The organism is Pseudomonas sp. R5-89-07 (assembly GCF_003851685.1).
Classification (GTDB): domain Bacteria; phylum Pseudomonadota; class Gammaproteobacteria; order Pseudomonadales; family Pseudomonadaceae; genus Aquipseudomonas.
On sequence record NZ_CP027727.1, the window covers coordinates 2,214,280 to 2,232,343 of the forward strand.

14 protein-coding genes are annotated in these 18,064 nt (G+C 56.2%); 6 read left to right on the forward strand and 8 right to left on the reverse strand.

Going from position 1 to position 18,064, the window contains the following annotated elements; translation table 11 throughout:
* Positions 1 to 100: 100 nt before the first annotated feature.
* The 4 genes from C4J94_RS10275 (at position 101) to gabP (ending at position 6,673) form a co-directional block, all read left to right on the forward strand.
* Positions 101 to 1,384, forward strand: coding sequence for an MFS transporter (locus C4J94_RS10275; protein ID WP_218566819.1), 1,284 nt, complete (start codon positions 101 to 103; stop codon positions 1,382 to 1,384).
* Positions 1,385 to 1,594: 210 nt separating this feature from the next.
* Positions 1,595 to 4,504 (forward strand): FAD-binding and (Fe-S)-binding domain-containing protein, encoded by a 2,910-nt coding sequence (locus C4J94_RS10280; RefSeq protein WP_124386040.1) that lies wholly within the window; start codon positions 1,595 to 1,597, stop codon positions 4,502 to 4,504.
* Between the two features lie 121 nt (positions 4,505 to 4,625).
* Positions 4,626 to 5,135 carry a hypothetical protein gene (locus C4J94_RS10285; RefSeq protein ID WP_124386041.1) on the forward strand — a complete coding sequence of 170 codons (510 nt, stop codon included), beginning with the start codon at positions 4,626 to 4,628 and terminating at the stop codon, positions 5,133 to 5,135.
* Positions 5,136 to 5,239: 104 nt separating this feature from the next.
* On the forward strand, positions 5,240 to 6,673 hold the full coding sequence (gene gabP, locus C4J94_RS10290) for a GABA permease (protein ID WP_124386042.1): 1,434 nt from the start codon (positions 5,240 to 5,242) through the stop codon (positions 6,671 to 6,673).
* 81 nt (positions 6,674 to 6,754) lie between these two features.
* Here the strand turns inward: gabP and C4J94_RS10295 are convergent, their stop codons facing one another.
* The 4 genes from C4J94_RS10295 to C4J94_RS10310 all read right to left on the reverse strand — a co-directional run bounded on the left by C4J94_RS10295 (position 6,755) and on the right by C4J94_RS10310 (position 11,596).
* Positions 6,755 to 8,116, reverse strand: a complete 1,362-nt coding sequence (locus tag C4J94_RS10295) for an aminotransferase class III-fold pyridoxal phosphate-dependent enzyme (protein WP_124386043.1) — start codon at positions 8,114 to 8,116, stop codon at positions 6,755 to 6,757.
* Between the two features lie 214 nt (positions 8,117 to 8,330).
* Entirely contained in the window at positions 8,331 to 9,806 is a 1,476-nt protein-coding gene (locus C4J94_RS10300) for an NAD-dependent succinate-semialdehyde dehydrogenase (protein WP_124386044.1), read from the reverse strand.
* A gap of 70 nt (positions 9,807 to 9,876) precedes the next feature.
* Positions 9,877 to 10,236 carry a tautomerase family protein gene (locus C4J94_RS10305; protein WP_124386045.1) on the reverse strand — a complete coding sequence of 120 codons (360 nt, stop codon included), beginning with the start codon at positions 10,234 to 10,236 and terminating at the stop codon, positions 9,877 to 9,879.
* Positions 10,237 to 10,351: 115 nt separating this feature from the next.
* Positions 10,352 to 11,596: a D-amino acid dehydrogenase gene (locus tag C4J94_RS10310; RefSeq protein WP_124386046.1), complete on the reverse strand. Its 1,245-nt coding sequence runs from the start codon at positions 11,594 to 11,596 to the stop codon at positions 10,352 to 10,354.
* Positions 11,597 to 11,840: 244 nt separating this feature from the next.
* On the opposite strand from C4J94_RS10310, the gene C4J94_RS10315 reads away from it, so the two are divergent.
* Positions 11,841 to 12,746 carry a 2-hydroxyacid dehydrogenase gene (locus C4J94_RS10315; protein ID WP_124386047.1) on the forward strand — a complete coding sequence of 302 codons (906 nt, stop codon included), beginning with the start codon at positions 11,841 to 11,843 and terminating at the stop codon, positions 12,744 to 12,746.
* Positions 12,747 to 12,766: 20 nt separating this feature from the next.
* Here the strand turns inward: C4J94_RS10315 and C4J94_RS10320 are convergent, their stop codons facing one another.
* From C4J94_RS10320 to C4J94_RS10335, 4 genes are all read right to left on the reverse strand, one after another.
* The gene (locus tag C4J94_RS10320; RefSeq protein WP_124386048.1) at positions 12,767 to 13,249 is read right to left on the reverse strand and encodes an Lrp/AsnC family transcriptional regulator; all 483 of its coding nucleotides are present in this window, start codon (positions 13,247 to 13,249) and stop codon (positions 12,767 to 12,769) included.
* A 123-nt stretch (positions 13,250 to 13,372) separates the two neighbouring features.
* Positions 13,373 to 14,656 carry a 4-aminobutyrate--2-oxoglutarate transaminase gene (gene gabT / locus C4J94_RS10325; RefSeq protein ID WP_124386049.1) on the reverse strand — a complete coding sequence of 428 codons (1,284 nt, stop codon included), beginning with the start codon at positions 14,654 to 14,656 and terminating at the stop codon, positions 13,373 to 13,375.
* A 239-nt stretch (positions 14,657 to 14,895) separates the two neighbouring features.
* Positions 14,896 to 15,615: a haloacid dehalogenase type II gene (locus C4J94_RS10330; RefSeq protein WP_124386050.1), complete on the reverse strand. Its 720-nt coding sequence runs from the start codon at positions 15,613 to 15,615 to the stop codon at positions 14,896 to 14,898.
* Positions 15,616 to 15,690: 75 nt separating this feature from the next.
* The gene (locus tag C4J94_RS10335) at positions 15,691 to 16,020 is read right to left on the reverse strand and encodes a tRNA-binding protein (RefSeq protein ID WP_124386051.1); all 330 of its coding nucleotides are present in this window, start codon (positions 16,018 to 16,020) and stop codon (positions 15,691 to 15,693) included.
* Positions 16,021 to 16,439: 419 nt separating this feature from the next.
* Between C4J94_RS10335 and C4J94_RS10340 the strand changes: the two genes are divergently transcribed.
* Entirely contained in the window at positions 16,440 to 18,005 is a 1,566-nt protein-coding gene (locus C4J94_RS10340; RefSeq protein ID WP_124386052.1) for a PucR family transcriptional regulator, read from the forward strand.
* Positions 18,006 to 18,064: the final 59 nt, after the last annotated feature.

The following is an 18,064-nucleotide window of genomic DNA, read 5'->3' on the forward strand; positions in this document are numbered from 1 at the left end:
TGACGCAGGTGTCGCCGAAGTGGGCCAAATGTATGCACCCCTACAACAAGATGGGCACGGCTTTTTCATTTGCGCGAATAGCTGAAAGCTCGGAGGCGTCATGACTACAGCACCGCTAGCAGTCCATTCCCAGGCACACGGCTCGATGCGTCGCAAGGCCATTGTGGCCACCGTATTGGGCAATGGTTTTGAGTGGTTTGACTTTATGGTGTACGGCTTCTTTGCCATCACCATCGGCAAGCTATTTTTCCCCACCGGCAACGACGTCACTTCGCTGATGCTCTCTGCCGCCACTTTCGGCGTCGGCTTTTTGGTGCGGCCCGTGGGTGGAGTACTCATCGGTATCTATTCGGATCGTTACGGAAGAAAAGGGGCGTTGTCCCTGACCATCATTCTGATGGGGATAGGCACAGCCCTTATCGGGCTGGCACCGACTTACTCGCAAATTGGCATGGCGGCACCGTGCATTATCGTATTTGCCAGATTGCTGCAGGGGGTATCGGCGGGCGGCGAAATGGGCACCGCCACGGCGTACCTGACCGAACATGCTCCGGCGGGTAAAAAGGCCTACTACTCCAGCTGGATCCAGACCAGCATCGGTTTTGCCGTGCTGGTGGGGGCCTGTTTCGGCACGGGCATTACCCTCAACCTGAGCCCTGAACAGGTCGAGAGCTGGGGCTGGCGTATTCCGTTTCTGTTCGGTTTGTTGATTGGTCCCATTGGTTATTTCATTCGCCGTAATCTGGATGAGTCGCCCGCGTTCCTGGAAGAGGGGGATAAATCCGAGACGCCCTTCAAGGACGTTATTCGAGAGTATCCCAAACAGGCCTTCGCCAGCTTCGCCATGGTGGTGCTGTGGACGGTGTGCATTTACGTGATCCTGTTCTATATGCCGACCTACTCGGTGAGGGTGTTGCAACTGCCGCAATCGGCATCCTTCATGGCCGCGATCGTCGGTGGGGCGGTGATCTCTATATGTTCGCCGATTACCGGTTGGCTGTCAGACAAAGTGGGGCGCAAGTGGCTGTTGGGCGGGGCGTCTGCGGTGATGCTGGTGTTGGCCTGGCCGCTGTTTTCCATGATCGTTTCGCAGCCGTCATTGCAGACACTGTGCATCTTCCAGGCGGTGTTCGGGCTGCTGATCGCGACCTACACGGGGCCGATATTGGCGGCACTGTCCGAAACGTTCCCGACCAAAGTGCTTTCAACGGGACTGTCGGTGGCCTACAACCTGGCGGTAATGACGTTTGGCGGCTTCGCTTCGTTGATTTTGACGTGGTTGATTCAAGCGACGGGCACCGCAACCGCGCCTGCCTTTTATGTAATGTTCGCTGCTGCTTTCAGCTTCCTCGGCGTCATGCTGGGGTATCGCCAACCCAAATAATGCCTGTTCGCTGGTGGGCGGGTTGCTTTGCGCGACTGGTCGGGCTCACACCTGAAGCAGGAGAGAAGATCGTTTCGTTCCTACTTTTCAACCGTGGAGCCGCCGCCCGGCAATGCATAGGATGAATCATCGCTGAAGACGCCGTCCGGCGCCGGCGCGACACCAGTCGTCACCCAGTGCGTAGCCGCTGATATAACAATAGGCAACCTTATGACCTCCAGTACCGCCGCATCCGTCATTGATCTGAACGTGCTGATGAAGCTTCGCTCGCAACTGGAGGCACAAACGACCGCGCAGATTCGCTTCGATGCGGCCACTCGCGCGGTGTACGCTTCGGAGGCATCCAACTACCGTCAATTGCCTATCGGCGTGGTAATACCCAAATCCATTGAGGATGTCGTCACTGCGATGCGCTTATGCCGGGAGGCAAACCTGCCACTGCTGCCGCGCGGTGCGGGCACTTCCATGTGTGGCCAATCGGTAAACGCGGCGGTCATCATCGACACGTCCAAATACCTGAACCGCATCATCGACATTGATGCCCAGCGGCGGATTGCCCGCGTAGAGCCAGGCGTTATCTGTGACCAGCTCAAGACGGCCGCGGCCAAACATGGGTTGACCTTCGGGCCTGACCCGGCCACCCACAGCCGTTGCACCTTAGGTGGCATGATCGGCAATAACTCCTGTGGTGCGCATTCGGTCATGGCCGGCAAAACGGTCGAAAATGTGGAGCGCCTGGAAATCCTCACTTATGACGGCGAGCGCTTCTGGGTAGGCCCGACAAACGAGGCGCAGTACCAGGAGCATCTGGCGGCAGGCGGCAGGCGCGCGCAAATCGTGCGTGGGCTCAAGGCTCTGGCTGATCAGTACGGGGACGACATCCGCAGGATTTTCCCGACACTCAAGCGCAGGGTGTCCGGTTATAACGTCGACCAACTGTTGCCGGAAAATGGCTTCAACATTGCGCGCGCATTGGTTGGTGTGGAAGGCACCTGTGTGACAGTACTGCAGGCTGAGACGCTGCTGGTCACAAACCCGACTCATCGCTTGCTGGTGGTCTTTGGCTACGAGGATATTTTCCTGGCGGCCGACTCCGTTCCCCAGTTACTTCCGCTGGCACCCATTGCCATGGAAGGGTTGGACGATGGCATCATCGGCGGGCTGCTTGAGCGCGGCATGAAGGTCGATGATATTGCTGAACTGCCGACAGGCAATGCCTGGCTGATGGTCGAGTTCGGTGCCATGAACGATGCGGATGTATTGGCTGCGGCGACACGGGCACGGGACATCGCTGCATCATTGCCGGGTCATCCCAGTGTGCGACTGGTCACGGATGCGGCGTTGATGAACCGCATCTGGACCATTCGGGAAACCGGCGCATCCGCTACCTCTCTGGGGCTTGACCCCAACGAGCCCGACCCCACGGTTGGTTGGGAAGACGCCGCCGTTGAGCCCCATTTGCTGGGCCAGTATCTGCGCGAATTTTCCCGGATGGTTGCCGGCTATGGCTACAAGACCAACTTGTATGGCCACTTCGGAGACGGCTGTATCCATTCGCGTATTACCTTCGACCTGAAGTCACAAAATGGCGTCGATACCTGGCGGGCTTTTCTGGATGAGGCCGCGCATCTGGTGGTTCGCTATGGCGGATCGCTGTCTGGTGAGCATGGTGATGGCCAGGCCAAAGGCGAATATCTGCCTATCATGTACGGTGAAACCATCATGCAGGCCCTCGCCGATTTCAAGGCGATCTGGGACCCCCTGAATAAAATGAACCCCGGCAAACTGATCCACGCCATGCCGGTGGATGCCAATCTGCGCATGGGGCCGGACTACACGCGTAAGGACGTCAGCAGTTTGTTCACCTATGACGCGCGGCTGGGTGACAAAGGGTTTGCCAGGGAGACCGAGCGCTGCATCGGCATGGGCAAGTGCCGATCACCGGAAGGCGGGACGATGTGCCCCAGCTACCGCGCAACCAAGGAAGAGCGTTACTCCACGCGGGGCCGTGCGCGTTTGTTCTTCGAGTTGCTCAAAGGCGATGTGATCCAGGATGACTGGAATAACAAGGACATTAAGGACTCCCTTGACCTGTGCCTCAGCTGCAAGGGCTGCAAGTCGGACTGCCCGACCAATGTCGACATCGCGCGTTATAAGACTGAATTCCTGTATCGACACTACCAGCAGAACACTCGATCGCTGATGGACGCCATGATCGGGCGCATAGGCGAGTGGCTGCCCGTTGCCACCAAGGTTTCACCCATCCTCAACTACGCCATGGGCAACTCTTTGTTCAGGACCGCAGGGGCGCTGTTTGGCCTGGCACCGGGCGTCAAGTTTCCGCGGATTGCCAAACAGAGCTTCAGGGCAAGCAAGACCGCCAGGCGCTTGCGTCAACATAAGGACGATGTCTCGACGACGGATGTCCTGCTCTGGGTCGACAGTTTCAACAACGGGTTCACGCCGGCAATCCTGGAGGCCGGGGTCCAGGTGCTGGAAAAACTCGGCTTTCACGTCAAGCTCATGCAGCGGCATATCTGCTGTGGGCGGCCCTACTACGATGTGGGCATGCTGGACCAGGCCAAAGCCAATCTTGAGGCGATTTTGACGCAGCTGGAGCAGCCCCTAAGCGCCGGTATTCCGGTTGTCGTCCTTGAGCCCAGTTGCCTGTCGGTGTTCAGGGACGAAATGCCTGGGCTTTTTCCGAATGACGCCAGGGCAACGCAGCTGACGAAATCGTTGGTGACGCTGAGCGAGCTGATTCAAAACCACAGCATTGAACTGCCGAAAATCGAGGAAGACGTTCGGATCCATGGGCACTGCCACCAAAAGTCGTGTGGCGGGCTCGGCGCCGAGCAATCGGTACTCAAGCAGTTGGGTGATAAGGGCGGGATCATCCCTGCAGGCTGTTGCGGGGTCGCCGGGGCCTATGGCTACCATCAAAAAAGTGCACCCATCGCCAAGATCATCGGTGAGCAGGAGTTCAAGCCGCACCTGGATAAATTGCCCGAGAACGCCCGGGTCGTGGCCGATGGGTTCAGCTGCCGTGGGCAAATACGCAACGTCAGTGGCCGACAACCGATGCACCTGGCGGAATACCTGGCGATGATTCTGCGCTGAGGCGTAGAGCAGGCTTGCACAATGTGAAGAAGCATCTTTTCCGGGATAGGGCGATGCCTTCGCTTATTCACCTGCAGTGTTTAAAGAATTAGAACGCGTGATGATTGAAAGGAAATGACGTGTGAGCGAATTCGCAGTCCTTAAATTAAACCTGCGTGAAGTTGTCAATCGCGATAAGTTGCAACTGACCAACGTTCGTCACGGCATTGCAACTTTATTGAATATGTTGGCGCGTGGGTTGAAACCCATAGTCGTCATACAGGCTGAACAGGGCGAGACGCTCTATCGCACGGTGGCGTCTCCCGCTGCACTGATTGGGCAAACCCGGCTGATTGCGCATTGGGTCGCCATGCTCGAAGACCACAACATCATGAGTGCGCAACTGGTGGTTGAGCGTTGCCGTGAAGGCAGTGATCGCCAACTTGTGCAAACACTCGCCACGATAAGAACCCTGACAGACCTGGGTGTTATACCTCTACTTATTCATAACGAGCTGACATGGGTAACAGGTCGGTCCGAGGATAGGCAGTGGGACATTGCTGAGTGTCTCGCCGATAAACTGCGAGCCACTATTGAAGCGCCAAAAAAGGAGCAGGAGCCGGTCATGGAAAGCGAGCGCATTATTGCCTGAGTGAAACCAGGCTCGATTAATTGGAGAACTATAAAACAATAATGCGATGCCTTTGTGCATCCAGAACTTCACAGCCTGCCTAATAAAAAAAAACGGTGAATCGAATGACAAAGATACAAACAACCATTGAGACCGGAGGACAGGCCGGCTCGTCGCTTGCCCCTGGATTGAAACAGCGGCATGTCACGATGTTATCTATCGCGGGCGTCATCGGCGCGGGGCTTTTTGTCGGGTCGGGCCATGCCATTGCGGCTGCAGGGCCTGCGGTGCTGCTCTCCTATCTGGCTGCTGGCACCCTTGTCGTGCTGGTGATGAGAATGCTCGGAGAGATGGCCGTTGCATCGCCGGATACAGGTTCTTTTTCCACTTATGCAAACCGGGCCATCGGACCCTGGGCGGGATTTACCATCGGCTGGCTCTACTGGTGGTTCTGGGTGCTGGTGATTCCCCTTGAAGCCATTGCTGCTGCAGCGATATTGCACGGCTGGTTCCCTGGCATCGATACGTGGGTATTTGCGCTATCCATCACCTGCGGGCTGACCCTGACCAACTTTTACAGTGTGGCTCGTTACGGTGAGTTCGAGTTCTGGTTCGCCCTGGCGAAAGTGCTGGCGATCATCGCGTTCATCGTGGTTTGCGCTATCGCACTGGTGGGTGGTTTCCCTGATCGTACGGTCAGCGGAATCGGTACGCTGATCAACAACAACGGCGGCTTCGCGCCAAACGGATATGCCCCGGTATTGGGAGCGTTGCTCACGACGATGTTCAGCTTCATGGGCACCGAAATCGTCACCATCGCGGCAGCGGAATCCCATAACCCCAGCAAGCAGATCGCGCGCGCCACCAACTCGGTAATCTGGCGTATCGGTCTGTTCTACATCGTCTCGATCTTCATGATTGTGTCGATTGTCCCGTGGAATGATCCAGCTCTCGCTGTCGTGGGCTCGTACCAGCGAGCGCTGGAGTATCTCTCCATTCCGAACGCGAAGTTCATTGTCGATATCGTGGTATTGGTTGCTGTTGCCAGCTGTCTGAACTCCGCTATCTACACCGCGTCGCGGATGCTGTTTTCCTTGGCCAAGCGGGGAGAGGCGCCGGCGTTCCTGAAGGCGACGACACTTGCCAAGGTGCCGCGTCAGGCCGTCATGGCAAGCACCGCCATTGGCTGCGTCACTACGATCATCAATTACTTCGCACCGGAGCGCCTGTTCTCATTCCTGCTGGCCACCTCCGGCGCGGTTGCGCTGCTGGTTTACCTGGTCATTGCGATCTCCCAGTTGCGCATGCGCAAGAAGTTGATGGCTCATGGGCACCGCATCAGTTTCAGAATGTGGCTGTACCCAGGGCTGACCTGGGCAGTCATCGTGTTCATCGTCGGCGCGTTGGGTGTGATGCTCTCGTTGCCGGCGCATCAGGGCGAAGTCCTTGCCACCGCCGGGTTGGCAGCCCTGGTGGTGATTACCGGTCTGGTCGTCAAACGACGCAGTCCATCCCAACCCTGGGTGCCTGACCTGGTCGTCCAGGAAGCACGTCGCTAACGTCGCGGTTGCATGAAAAAGCCCAGGCCGGCGAGCGGTCTGGGCTTTTTGTGTGTGTGGCTGTCGCGCTGCGCTGTTCAGTTACAGTACGCGAGCGGCCGTCTTCTCGATGGCATGTTTCAAGATCTCGATGAGGGTATCGATATCGGCCGTGGTGTAGTTCAACGACGGTGCAAACCCGAGGATGTCGTCGGAAAAGGCTCTGAACACCAATCCCTCGGCAAACGCATGTTTGAGCACTTGCTGTCCGAACTGCAAGGAGGCTTGCGGCTTTGATCGGGTCTGTTTGTCAGTCACGAATTCCAAGGCGGCCAGCATGCCACGGCCACGCACCTCACCGACGCAAGCCAGTGACTCCAGTTGCTTGAGCTTGCGTTGAAAGTAAGCGCCTACCTCCTGGCCATTCTGCAGGAGGCCACCTTCCAGATAGAGGTCAAGTGTTGCGTTCGCGATCGCAGCACTGACCGGGTGCCCTGCGTAGGTTTGCCCATGGCCCAAGGCTGTTCCGTCACTGCCGGCTGCGGCGATGGCGGCGTAGATTTCCTCGGAAATCAAGGTTGCACCCATAGGGGCGTAACCGGAGGTCAGGCCTTTGGCAAGCGTCATCAAATCCGGGCTCACTCCTTCCGATTCACAGGCGAACATCGGACCAGTACGCCCGAACCCAGTGATCACCTCGTCGACGATCAGTAAAATACCCAAGCGATCACACGCGTCACGCATCGCCTTTAAAAAACCGTTCGGTGGAACGATTACCCCACCCGAGCCTTGAATGGGTTCGCAGATGAATGCAGCAACGTTCTGCGCGCCGATTTCAGCGACTTTGTCTTCCAGTGCCTTGACCGTGCTGTGCAGCACCTGGTGTTCATCAGGGCCCTCTGGATGCCGATAGGTGTAAGGGGAGGGAATGTGGTGCTGTTCACGGGTGGGCACATCGAAATAGCGGTGAAACAAGGGTAACGCGGTTAATCCGCTGCCATTGGACGACGTGCCGTGGTAGCCGCGCTGCAGCCCTATGAACTGCTTCTTTTGCGGCCGCCCGGTGGCGTTGAAGTAGTAGCGAACCAGGCGAATAGCGGTGTCGACTGCATCCGATCCACCTTGGCCGAACACCACTCGATCCAGACCTTTAGGCGCTATCGCTGCCAGCCGGGCTGCGAGCTGTATCGCCGGCTCGCTGGCGAAGTGAAAATAACCGGTGGCATAGGGCAGCGTTTCCAACTGACGCTGGGCCGCCCGCACAATGGATTGCTGCCCATAACCGGCATTCACACACCACAGACCGGAGAAGGCATCCTGAACACGTTTGCCATGAATATCGGTGAGATGGATACCCTCGGCGGACTTCCAGATACGGGGCCCCATCGCTTCATGTTCCAGTAAGGCGGTGACAGGGTGAACCCAGTGACGATCCTGGCGCAGCAGGCGATCTACGTCGTGCATATAAACTCCAATGACTATCGAGTCGTTTAACGGATGGATGGCATCAAACAAACTGTGCGCGGGGTTTCAGGCGGGACTTGAACCCGCACCGCGTAACGGGCAGGAAACCGCTGAAGGAGGGGGAGGGCGCGAATGACGGCTTTATCGGACAGAGGCCTGCCATTACCGACCGCGTGGCAAGGCGGTCGATAATGCGCCCGTTAGGGGCGAAGGATCAGTCCAGCCCGCCTTGGCAGGTGTATTTGATATGCATGTACTCTTCCAGACCGTGGGTGGAGCCTTCGCGGCCATAACCTGAATCTTTCACGCCACCAAAGGGGGCCGCTTCGGCCGCCAGGGCGCCCTCGTTGATCCCTACGATGCCGCACTCGAGTGCTTCGGCCACCCGGGTGACCCTGCGCAGGTCAGTCGTGTAGAAGTAAGAGGCGAGGCCGAAAGGGGAGTCGTTGGCCCACAACAGCACTTCAGCCTCGGTGGTGAACCGCGTGACCGGCGCGACCGGACCGAATGTTTCTTCCAGGAAGCACCTTGAGGCCTTATCCACATCGACCAAAACGGTAGGTGCGTAGTAGGTGTCACTCACGCACTCTTTCGACTGGATGCGTTTACCACCGGTCGCCACGCGCGCGCCGCGACTGACGGCATCAGCCACGTGACTTTCAATCTTTTCGATGGCCTTGGCATTGATCATCGGGCCAATCTGCGAGGCCGGGTTGGTCGCAGGGCCAACAACCAGCGCTGCAACACGTGCAGTCAGCTTGTCTACGAATTCATCGTAAACGCCGTCCTGCACATAAATGCGATTGGGGCACACACAGGTCTGGCCGCCGTTTCGGAACTTCGCGACCATCAAGCCTTCGATCGCGTCATCAATCGCGGCATCGTCGAAGACGATGAAAGGGGCATTACCGCCCAATTCCAATGACAGCTTTTTAAGCGTATCGGCAGACGCCCGCGCCAGGTGCTTACCGACGGGGGTGGATCCGGTAAAGGTAATCTTGCGAACCCTGGGGTCATTCAACCATACATCCGCGACGCTCCTGGATCTGGAGGTCACAACGATGTTCAAGACGCCGGGAGGAACGCCGGCCAGTTCGGCCAGCTTGACCAGGGCCAGGGACGTCAGAGGCGTTTCTGCCGCCGGTTTGCACACCACCGTACAGCCTGCCGCCAGGGCGGGCGCGATTTTACGGGCAATCATCGCCGCCGGGAAATTCCAGGGGGTAATCGCCGCGATGACACCCACGGCTTCTTTATGTGCAGCCATACGCCGTCCGGTGGCTGGAGACGGAATGATCTCTCCGTTGGCACGCGTCGCTTCCTCAGCGAACCACTCAACGTAACTGGCCGCATAAGCCACTTCCCCTACACCTTCTGCCAGGGGTTTGCCCTGTTCCGAGGAAATGATTTTTCCCAGGTCCTGGGCATTGGCCAGGATCAGGTCGTTCCAGCGCTTGAGAATGTTGGCGCGTTGTTTTGCCGGTACCTTTTTCCAATGGGTGAAAGCCGCCGCCGCAGCGTCAACCGCGGCCTTGGCATCCACCTCATCACTGTCGGGGACGGTGGCATAGACCTCGCCAGTGGCCGGGTTGAGCACCGGCAGGATACGTTTGCTCCGGGCATCGCACCATGTGCCATCGATGAAGTTCATCTGGCGCAATAGTTCGGTGTTTTCAATGACGAAAGACATGCTACCTCCATAATAATAATGACTGTTCAAGCGCGCTGTACCGCGTGCTTGAACGGGCGCGAACGTGTCGCTAGGGCGCCGGCCGCCCATTGCGGATGCACCAGTTTTCACGGGGTGATTCAATTAAACCGATAAAAATATCAATCTCGTGTATGCCTAAGGCACCGAGGCGTTTGATGATCTCTTGGTAAAGCATTTGTTTGGCGACATCTGTTCGCCCCGAAAACAATTGGATCGTAATAAGAATGAAGTTTTCTGAACTGTCCGGTGGTGTAAAAAACCACTTGGGATTGTGCTCTACATATCGCAGCTGCCGATCTGATGCGGGCACATTGAATGCATTCAACTGCGCCTCGTAGACCGCCTGCAGCAGTTGCTCTATTTCATCATCGGTTCGTTTGCGACAGGTTTCGATCAAGGCTAATGGCATGGTAAACCTCCAGGTCGACTCATCTGTAGAGTAGAGAGCGCGGTAAATTCGAACTACAAATACGGCATAGGAAAAACCGGCAGTTCTCTCCTATGACAGGCAGTAGGGTCGGTGTTTATTGATAGAGCATCGCGCTGATGTCCAGGTCTGGCGTGCGGCCCGCGATCAGATCGGCCGTCACCTTCCCGCTGCCGCAGGACATGGTCCATCCTTGAGAACCGTGGCCGGTATTGAGGAACAGGTTGGTGATTTGGGTTGCGCCAAATAGCGGGTTGCCGTCCGGTGTAGCGGGGCGCAGGCCGCACCACAGTTCAGCCTTGGAGTAATCGCCAATGGTGGGGAACAGGTCTTTCGCGGCCTGGGTCATGTAGCGAAAGTCGTCGCGTGAAATACTCATGTCATAGCCGGTGAATTCCGCCGTTGCGGTCAGGCGCAAGCGATCTCCCAGCACGGAATATGCCAACAGATTGTCCTCGTCCAGCCCGCCCATCGTCGGGGCTTCATCAGGCCGTTCGATAGGGACGGTCATGGAGTAGCCTTTGACCGGAAACACATCGATTTTTACCCCATGGTTGCGCAGTAGAATCGATGAGTAAGACCCCATGGCAACGACAATAGCGTCTGCAGCGATCAACCCTTTAGATGTGCTGACGGCGCGCACTTTTCGGTTGTCGATATCCAGGCCCAGCACTTGGGTGTTGAACATGAACTTGACCCCGCGCTCGGCACACACTCGCGCCAGTTCGGCGGTGAACAGCCGAGCGTCGCCCGTTCCGTCAGACGGTACGTAAACGCCTCCCACCAGTTTATCGGCGACAGGTTTGAGTGCGGGCTCAAGCTCTGCGACACGTGCTCCGGACACCACTTCAATGTTCAATCCGGCTTGCTCCAGGACGCGCATCTGGCGCAAACCTTCTTCCATCGAATGTTGCGTCCGATAGACATAAAGAAGGCCTTTGTCGACGTGATGGAACTGGATTTGGGTATCGTTCACCACCTCCTTCATGACCTCCTGAGAATAGGACGCCAATCTCAGGCGGGTGGCTGCGTGTTTGTCTGCTCGCGCTCTTGGGCATTCGCAGAGAAACTTGATGAGCCACGACCACATTCTTGGGTCTATCTTGGGTGCAATGCGCAATGCCTGGTCATTTCGAAAAAATGATTTCATCATGATGCGTGGCGCTGCAGGACTTGCCCACGGGTAAGAGTGGCCCTGGCAAAGCAGGCTTCCGTTTGCAAAGCTTGTTTCCATAGCCGGCGCGGACTGGCGATCAATCACCGTGACGTCATGACCATCCCGAGCCAAATAGTAGGCTGAAGGAATCCCGGCAAGACCTGCACCCAGCACCAACACTTTCATAATCAAACCCTTTGAATGTTTACGTCGTTATCGTTTGGCCGTGACGAACAGGCCATGGCTTATTGCGCGCATTACCGGGTATAAACCACACACTTCAATGCCCTTTGATTATGCGCATCTGCTTATTATTTTTTATTCGAAACATCATTCGCGACGATGCAAAATCGCTTTTAAACCCAGCATTAAAGTTATTTTTTTGACGTGGCCGGCTTAGTCTGTAGTGACTTTTAAAGGAGGTCACTTCATGAGCGCTGTATTTATTGACTGTACGCCTGAGCTTAACGTCCTGTTTGAGGCTGGCCGCCTGGTCATCCCGCAAGACACTTATATACATGTCGGCGATCCGACTGCCGTGGATGTCATTGCGTTGTGCCAAACCGCCCAGGTCATGTTGGTCGAACACACGGCCATTACGGCACAGACCCTGGCCGCATGCCCGCATCTGAAAGCCATCGTTTTCATGGGCACCGGAGCGGGTGCATACCTTCCTCTGGAATGGGCAAAGGCTAACAATATTGCCGTGAGTACCACGCCCGGTTATGGCAGTACGGCGGTGGCGGAACATGCCATGGCGCTGACGTTTGCCGCGGCCCGGAAGTTGGGGCCAATGGTCAAGGACATCGTTCGCGGCGTATGGCTGCCACGGGGCGGCATGCAACTTAAAGGTCGCAAGGTTGCGGTGATCGGTTTCGGAGAGGTCGGTCGCTGCTATGCCGAAATGGCCTCAGCACTGGGCATGTGCGTTTCAGCGTGGAATCGTACGCCGGTCGATACGGCGTATTTTGAGGCGGATATAGAGCGGGTGCTTGCCGGGGCAGAGGTGGTTTCACTGCACTTGGCGCTTAATGACGATACCGCCGGCTTTCTCAATGCTTCGGGACTGCGCCTGCTTAGCCCTGGAGCGCTGGTAATCAACACCGCTCGCGCCGGGTTGATCGACCAGGATGATCTTGCCCAGGCGCTGCAGTCAGGCCAGGTCGGGCACGCCGCGCTTGACGTGTTCTGGCAGGAGCCGATTGAGGCGAATGACCCGTGGTGTGATGCGCAGAATGTAACGTTGACCCCGCACGCCGCGTACATGACCGAAGAGGCCTACATCGAACTGTGGAAGCGCACGTTGAAGGCGATGGACGCTCACATGCCCCGGTAGGGTGAAAAGGCATTTACGGGTTACAGAAGTGCCTGTAAATCGACGCCCTCTCTTCGAAATACTGTCTTGGTCACAAAGAACGTGTGGAATCGCGCAACGCCGCATTCGCTTTGTAATAGCTCATCCATGATGGCTTGATATTCAACAACGCTTTTGCAGATGAGCTTCAACACATAATCTATTTTCCCTGTCACCATGTAACATTCCTGCACGTCGGGATACTTGCAAATGGCGGCTTCGAATCGCTGAAAGCTCTCTTTACGATGCTGGTCCAGTTCGATCTCGGAATAGATAGTCAGTGAGTCCGCGATCTTGGCGATGTTCAAGGTTGCGGAATATCTCAAGATGTAGCCACTTTTCTCAAGGCGTTTGACTCTGATGTAGCAAGGGCTCGGTGAAAGGTTGACTCTTTCCGCAAGGGCCGCGTTGGTCAGCGAACTGTCCTTTTGCAGCTGGGCAAGAATGCAAATATCTATGCGGTCAAGCCTGGTCAGGTCATGCATCTCCATTCGCCTCTCTGGTGAGCGCCACACTCGGCGCATGACGGGGTGTCGATGCTGCAATGCAAAAGTCGCCAACCGAGGCGACTTATGCTGATTCACTACTGCTTCGAAGAGAGCGATGAATCAAGTACTGGCTTCCAGCGCCAGCTCAAATATAGTCAATGCGTCCGCGACATCACTCTCGGAGGTGTTGAGTGGGCATAGAAAGCGCACAATGTTTCGGTGGACGCCGCATTTGATCAGCAGCAGCCCACGCGACCGCGCCTGCTCGATCACTTTCTGTGCGATGTCGCTATCGGGCGCTTTGGTGTCTTCGTCAACGACAAACTCAACCGCGGCCATCGCGCCGAGGGTGCGCACATCGCCAATCTGCGGATGGCGATTCTTTAAACGTTCGAAGCCAGTCATCAACTGCCGGCCAATACCTTGGCTGCGCTCCAGAAGATTCTCGCTGGCGAAAATGGACAGGACCGCAAGGCCAGCCGCACATCCTAACGGATTACCGCCGTAGGTACCGCCCAAGCCGCCAGGTGCAGGGGCATCCATGATGTCTGCTTTACCCACGACCCCGGACAAAGGAATACCGCCCGCCAGGCTTTTTGCAACCGTGATCAGGTCGGGCTGGATGCCTGAATGCTCAAACCCGAACATCTTGCCGGTGCGGCCAAAACCCGTTTGAATTTCATCACAGATGAGCACAATGCCGTGACGTGTAGTCAGTTCCCGCAGCGCTTGCATGAACGCCGGTGGGGCCGCCACGAAACCGCCGTCGCCGAGCACCGGTTCAATAATGATAGCTGCCACGCGCTCAGGCAAAATCTGAGTGTCGAAAATGTCCTGAAGTGAGGCAAGTGCCTGTTCGGTCGTAACGCCGCGGTACTCATTGGGGTAAGTCGCGTGATGGATGTCAGGTGCGAAAGGGCCGAAATTCTGTTTGTACGGTTGGCTGAACCCGGTCAGCGAGATCCCCAGAAGCGTACGGCCGTGGAAGCCACCGCGAAAGGCAATAACCCCGGAGCGCCGGGTGTGGCTGCGGGCGATTTTGATGGCGTTTTCCACGGCTTCAGCACCCGTCGTCAGGAACACGGACTTATAGGGCTCGCCAGCGCCTATCAATGCGTTCAGCTTGCCTGCCAACTCGACATATGGTTCATAAGCGCCCACCTGAAAGCAGACGTGGGTAAAGCTGTCGATTTGCTTCTTGATGGCATCGACGACGGCGGGGTGATTATGACCGACGTTCAAAACGCCAATCCCTCCCACGAAATCCAGGTATTTCTTGCCATCGGTATCCCAGACATAGCTGCCGGCTGCACGGCTGATAATGATCGGATGGGCAGATGCTACGCCGCGAGAGACGTTAGTTTCTCGTGCTGCCAGAACAGGGCTCGAATTAATATCACTCATTCCAAAAACTCCGTTAATTGTTCAACTCGCACAGGTAGCGCCTGCCGCTAGTTATAAGGTGGCGCCGTTGATACAAATAGCCGGCGCTGGGTAATAAGCGACGGCACTCCTTTAGTTCGCGCAGTACGGCGATCTAAAAAAAAGAAAAAATAAATAAAATGCGTAGGGGCCAGTGAGGCGGTAGTGGGCGATTTAGTTGATGCCACGTTTACGTGGCATCCGCCGAGTGCGCTCGACTATCAGCCCACCAGTTTCTTATGGGCTTCGACCATGTCCGCCATGCTGATAAAGCGGAAGTCATACTTGGCTTCGGTGGCCGGTACATGAGTCGCACCGAAACCTTCCTTGCCATGGCGGCGATGAATCCACGCCCCCGCCAATCCGGCAGCTTTGCCTGGAACATGGTCGTGGTACAGGCTTTCAGCGGTGTGCAGAACGTCGCTTTTCGCGATGCCGGCCTTGGCTAACAGGTCGATCATGTAAGTGAAGTTGTTCGGGTTTGGTTTGTAGGAACCTACATCCTGAGCCGTCACGATATGATCGAATTCAACCCCTAGCTTCGCTTCGCTGAACTTGAATTCAGTGCGGTCGATGTTGGAAAGAATAACCAGCTTGTAATGCTGTTTCAGGTAACGCAGGGCTTCTGCCGAGTCAGGGAATGTAGGCCAGTCCTTGACTGACGTTGCGAACGCTTCGCGTTCGGCGGCGATGGGCTCAAGCGCCCACTCCGTGGCAATGCGGTCATACACCGCAGCGAGAATGACGGGGTACAGAGCGCCAGGTGTCAGGGTCTGCTGTGGTGACTCATGACGGCCAAATACCTGCAGAATCTGCTCGCGATCGAGCCCTTTGCCGCTGCGATCGGCCAAAGGCTGAAGGCCGTTTACAATGCCGGTCTCCCAGTCGATCAGGGTGCCGTAGCAATCGAACGACAGTGTAGTGAAATCAGTAAGTTTCATTGCATTTCCTCTCAATATAGCCATCGGTATGACGTAGCGTTTTATAGGTCGATGCCATTCGGCGTCGGTGTGCCGTTAAAATACTTTTTGTCCCGGCGTGACGGCGCGTTCCGGTTTAAGAAATACGACGTCGCCGGGCGCTGTTTCTGCCCCGAGCATGAGTACTTCCGAGGCAAAGCCTGCGATGTTTCGCGTCCCCAGATTAACCACGCAAACAACATATTCACCCACGAGTTCCGCCGCCGAATAAAGTCGGGTGTATTGCGCACTGGTGGTTTTTACACCTAATTCACCCATGTCGATCCAGAACTTATAGGCCGGTTTCTTTGCTTTATCGTTTACTTCAACTCTGATCACTTGGCCGATTCGTATGTCGACACTGGAAAATGCTTCGTATGGCGTCATACATCACTCCTGACAGTTAATTGTGAGTCTGCACGGATTTCATACCGCACCGGCTCCCCGCTGTTGGCCTTTGTTACGTTTCACAATCATAGGAACTGTCAAATGGCCAATCCACCTACAAAAGGCAGCAGGTAAGTGAAGGTTTATCCTGCTTTATGCATGAAGAAGATGGGTTTTCAGGTTCAGTGTCTGTTGGCCTGCCGTTCAGGTCGCCGGCAGGCAGTGTCAGGCAACGGTCATCGGCACGCGCAGGGGTGATGAAGCAGGTTGAATGGCGGAAAAAGTAGGATGTTCTATTGGTTCTGTCCTATTCTGAGTAGGTGTTACTGCGGCTTTGGGCGGTTTAAAGTGAAATGCCCGATACACCAGTAATCGTGCTGTTGCCGCACCTCAGTCGACCCTCCACTCGTGGACACGTAATGAAACTATCTACCGCACTAGAGCAGACCATCCTGCGGCAAGCCACCGTAGTGGCCGGAGCCAATGGGTTGGATCGGCAAATTGCCTGGGTTCATATTATCGATCACCCCGATATCACCCAATGGTTGAAAGTCGGGGACGTGCTGCTCACGACGGGCTACAACTGGCCTCGGGATGATGAGGAGAGCCGGGTGCTGGTGCGAACACTCAATGATTTGGGGCTCGCTGGTGTAGTGCTTGCGGTGCCGCATTTTCGCGAACATTTTTCCGAAGCCACCATCGCGCAAGCGGAGCAGTGCAATTTCCCCCTGTTGGAGTTGCCGTGGGAGGTGCCTTTCAGCGAAATCACCCAAGAGATCCTGGCCAAGATCATCAACCTGCAAACCGAGATCATTCAGCGCTCGGATTTGATCCATCGCAAGTTGACCCGGGCCGCCATCGAAGCCGATAACCTCGATAGTCTGGGCAGTGCGCTGGCCAGCGCCCTGGAGATGTCCGCGCTGGTGGTCTCGGCGTCGGGGGATATTTTGAGCGAGCATGATATCGATACGAACGAGCAGTTCGAGCGCGACCTGATTGCAAAATTCATCGCCGAACGTCCCCTGGAACATCGCTTCGATGAATCGCAGACGTTGTCGATCAACCTGTCGGATACCCGGCCGCGGTTCAGGCTTGGCTGCGCGATATGGCTGCAGGGAGAGGTTGCTGGCATCGTTTGGCTGGAAAGCGCCAAGGACCAATTCGAAGAACTGCATTCCCGAGCGCTTGAACACTCTGCGGTGATTGCGGCGCTTCATCTTTCCCATCAGCGAGAGTTGCTGGATCAGGAGACGCGGCTGGGGCATGCACTGGTTGCGGGACTGCTGGAGGGCAAATTCCCGGAAACGCCGAGCGCTATCGAGAGAGCACTGGTATCGGGATGGAGTGAAACCCGCGATTACAGGATCTGCCTGGTGCTGTTGGACGAACCTATCCCGCTCAGCCTGGAAGGCTTCAAGCGGCGCAAGGAAAAAACCGCGCGCATTTTCAACTTAATGATTTCAAGCAGTGTTTCTCCGTTGATTTCAGTGTCGCTGAACCAGATCAGCTTCATCATCCCGGCGACGCTTGCACCCGAGACGATCTGGAGGCAGTTACGTCACGAAGGGGGGGCGATGGCTGTCAGCCGGGTGCATCGAGGCGTTTCAGGCATGGCGCAAGGAGCTGAAGATGTAGCGGCGTTAGTGCCCCTATTGCGACCAGGACGTCTTCATGTCTTCAACGAGGTTCTGTTTCCCCGGGCCTTGATGGGCGATAAAAAAGCCAGGGGGATGCTGCTTCAGCGTTTGATCGAACCGCTGGCCAACCGAAAGAACGGCACCATGCTTCTGGAGACGGTATGCGCATTATCCAGCGAAGGCTTTCAACTGGCCAACACTGCCAAAGTGCTGGAGGTGCATATCAGTACCTTGCGATACCGTTTAGCCCGCATTGAGAAACTGTTGGACATCTCGCTGGAAAATCCGGAGTCGCGGTTTCAAATTCAAGTCGCTGCAGAAATGTATCGCTTGGAGCATGACGAGTGAGAAACCGCATCGGTTCGGTATCGAGAAAGGGCAGTCATTCACCCTGGGCCTCGTTTCCT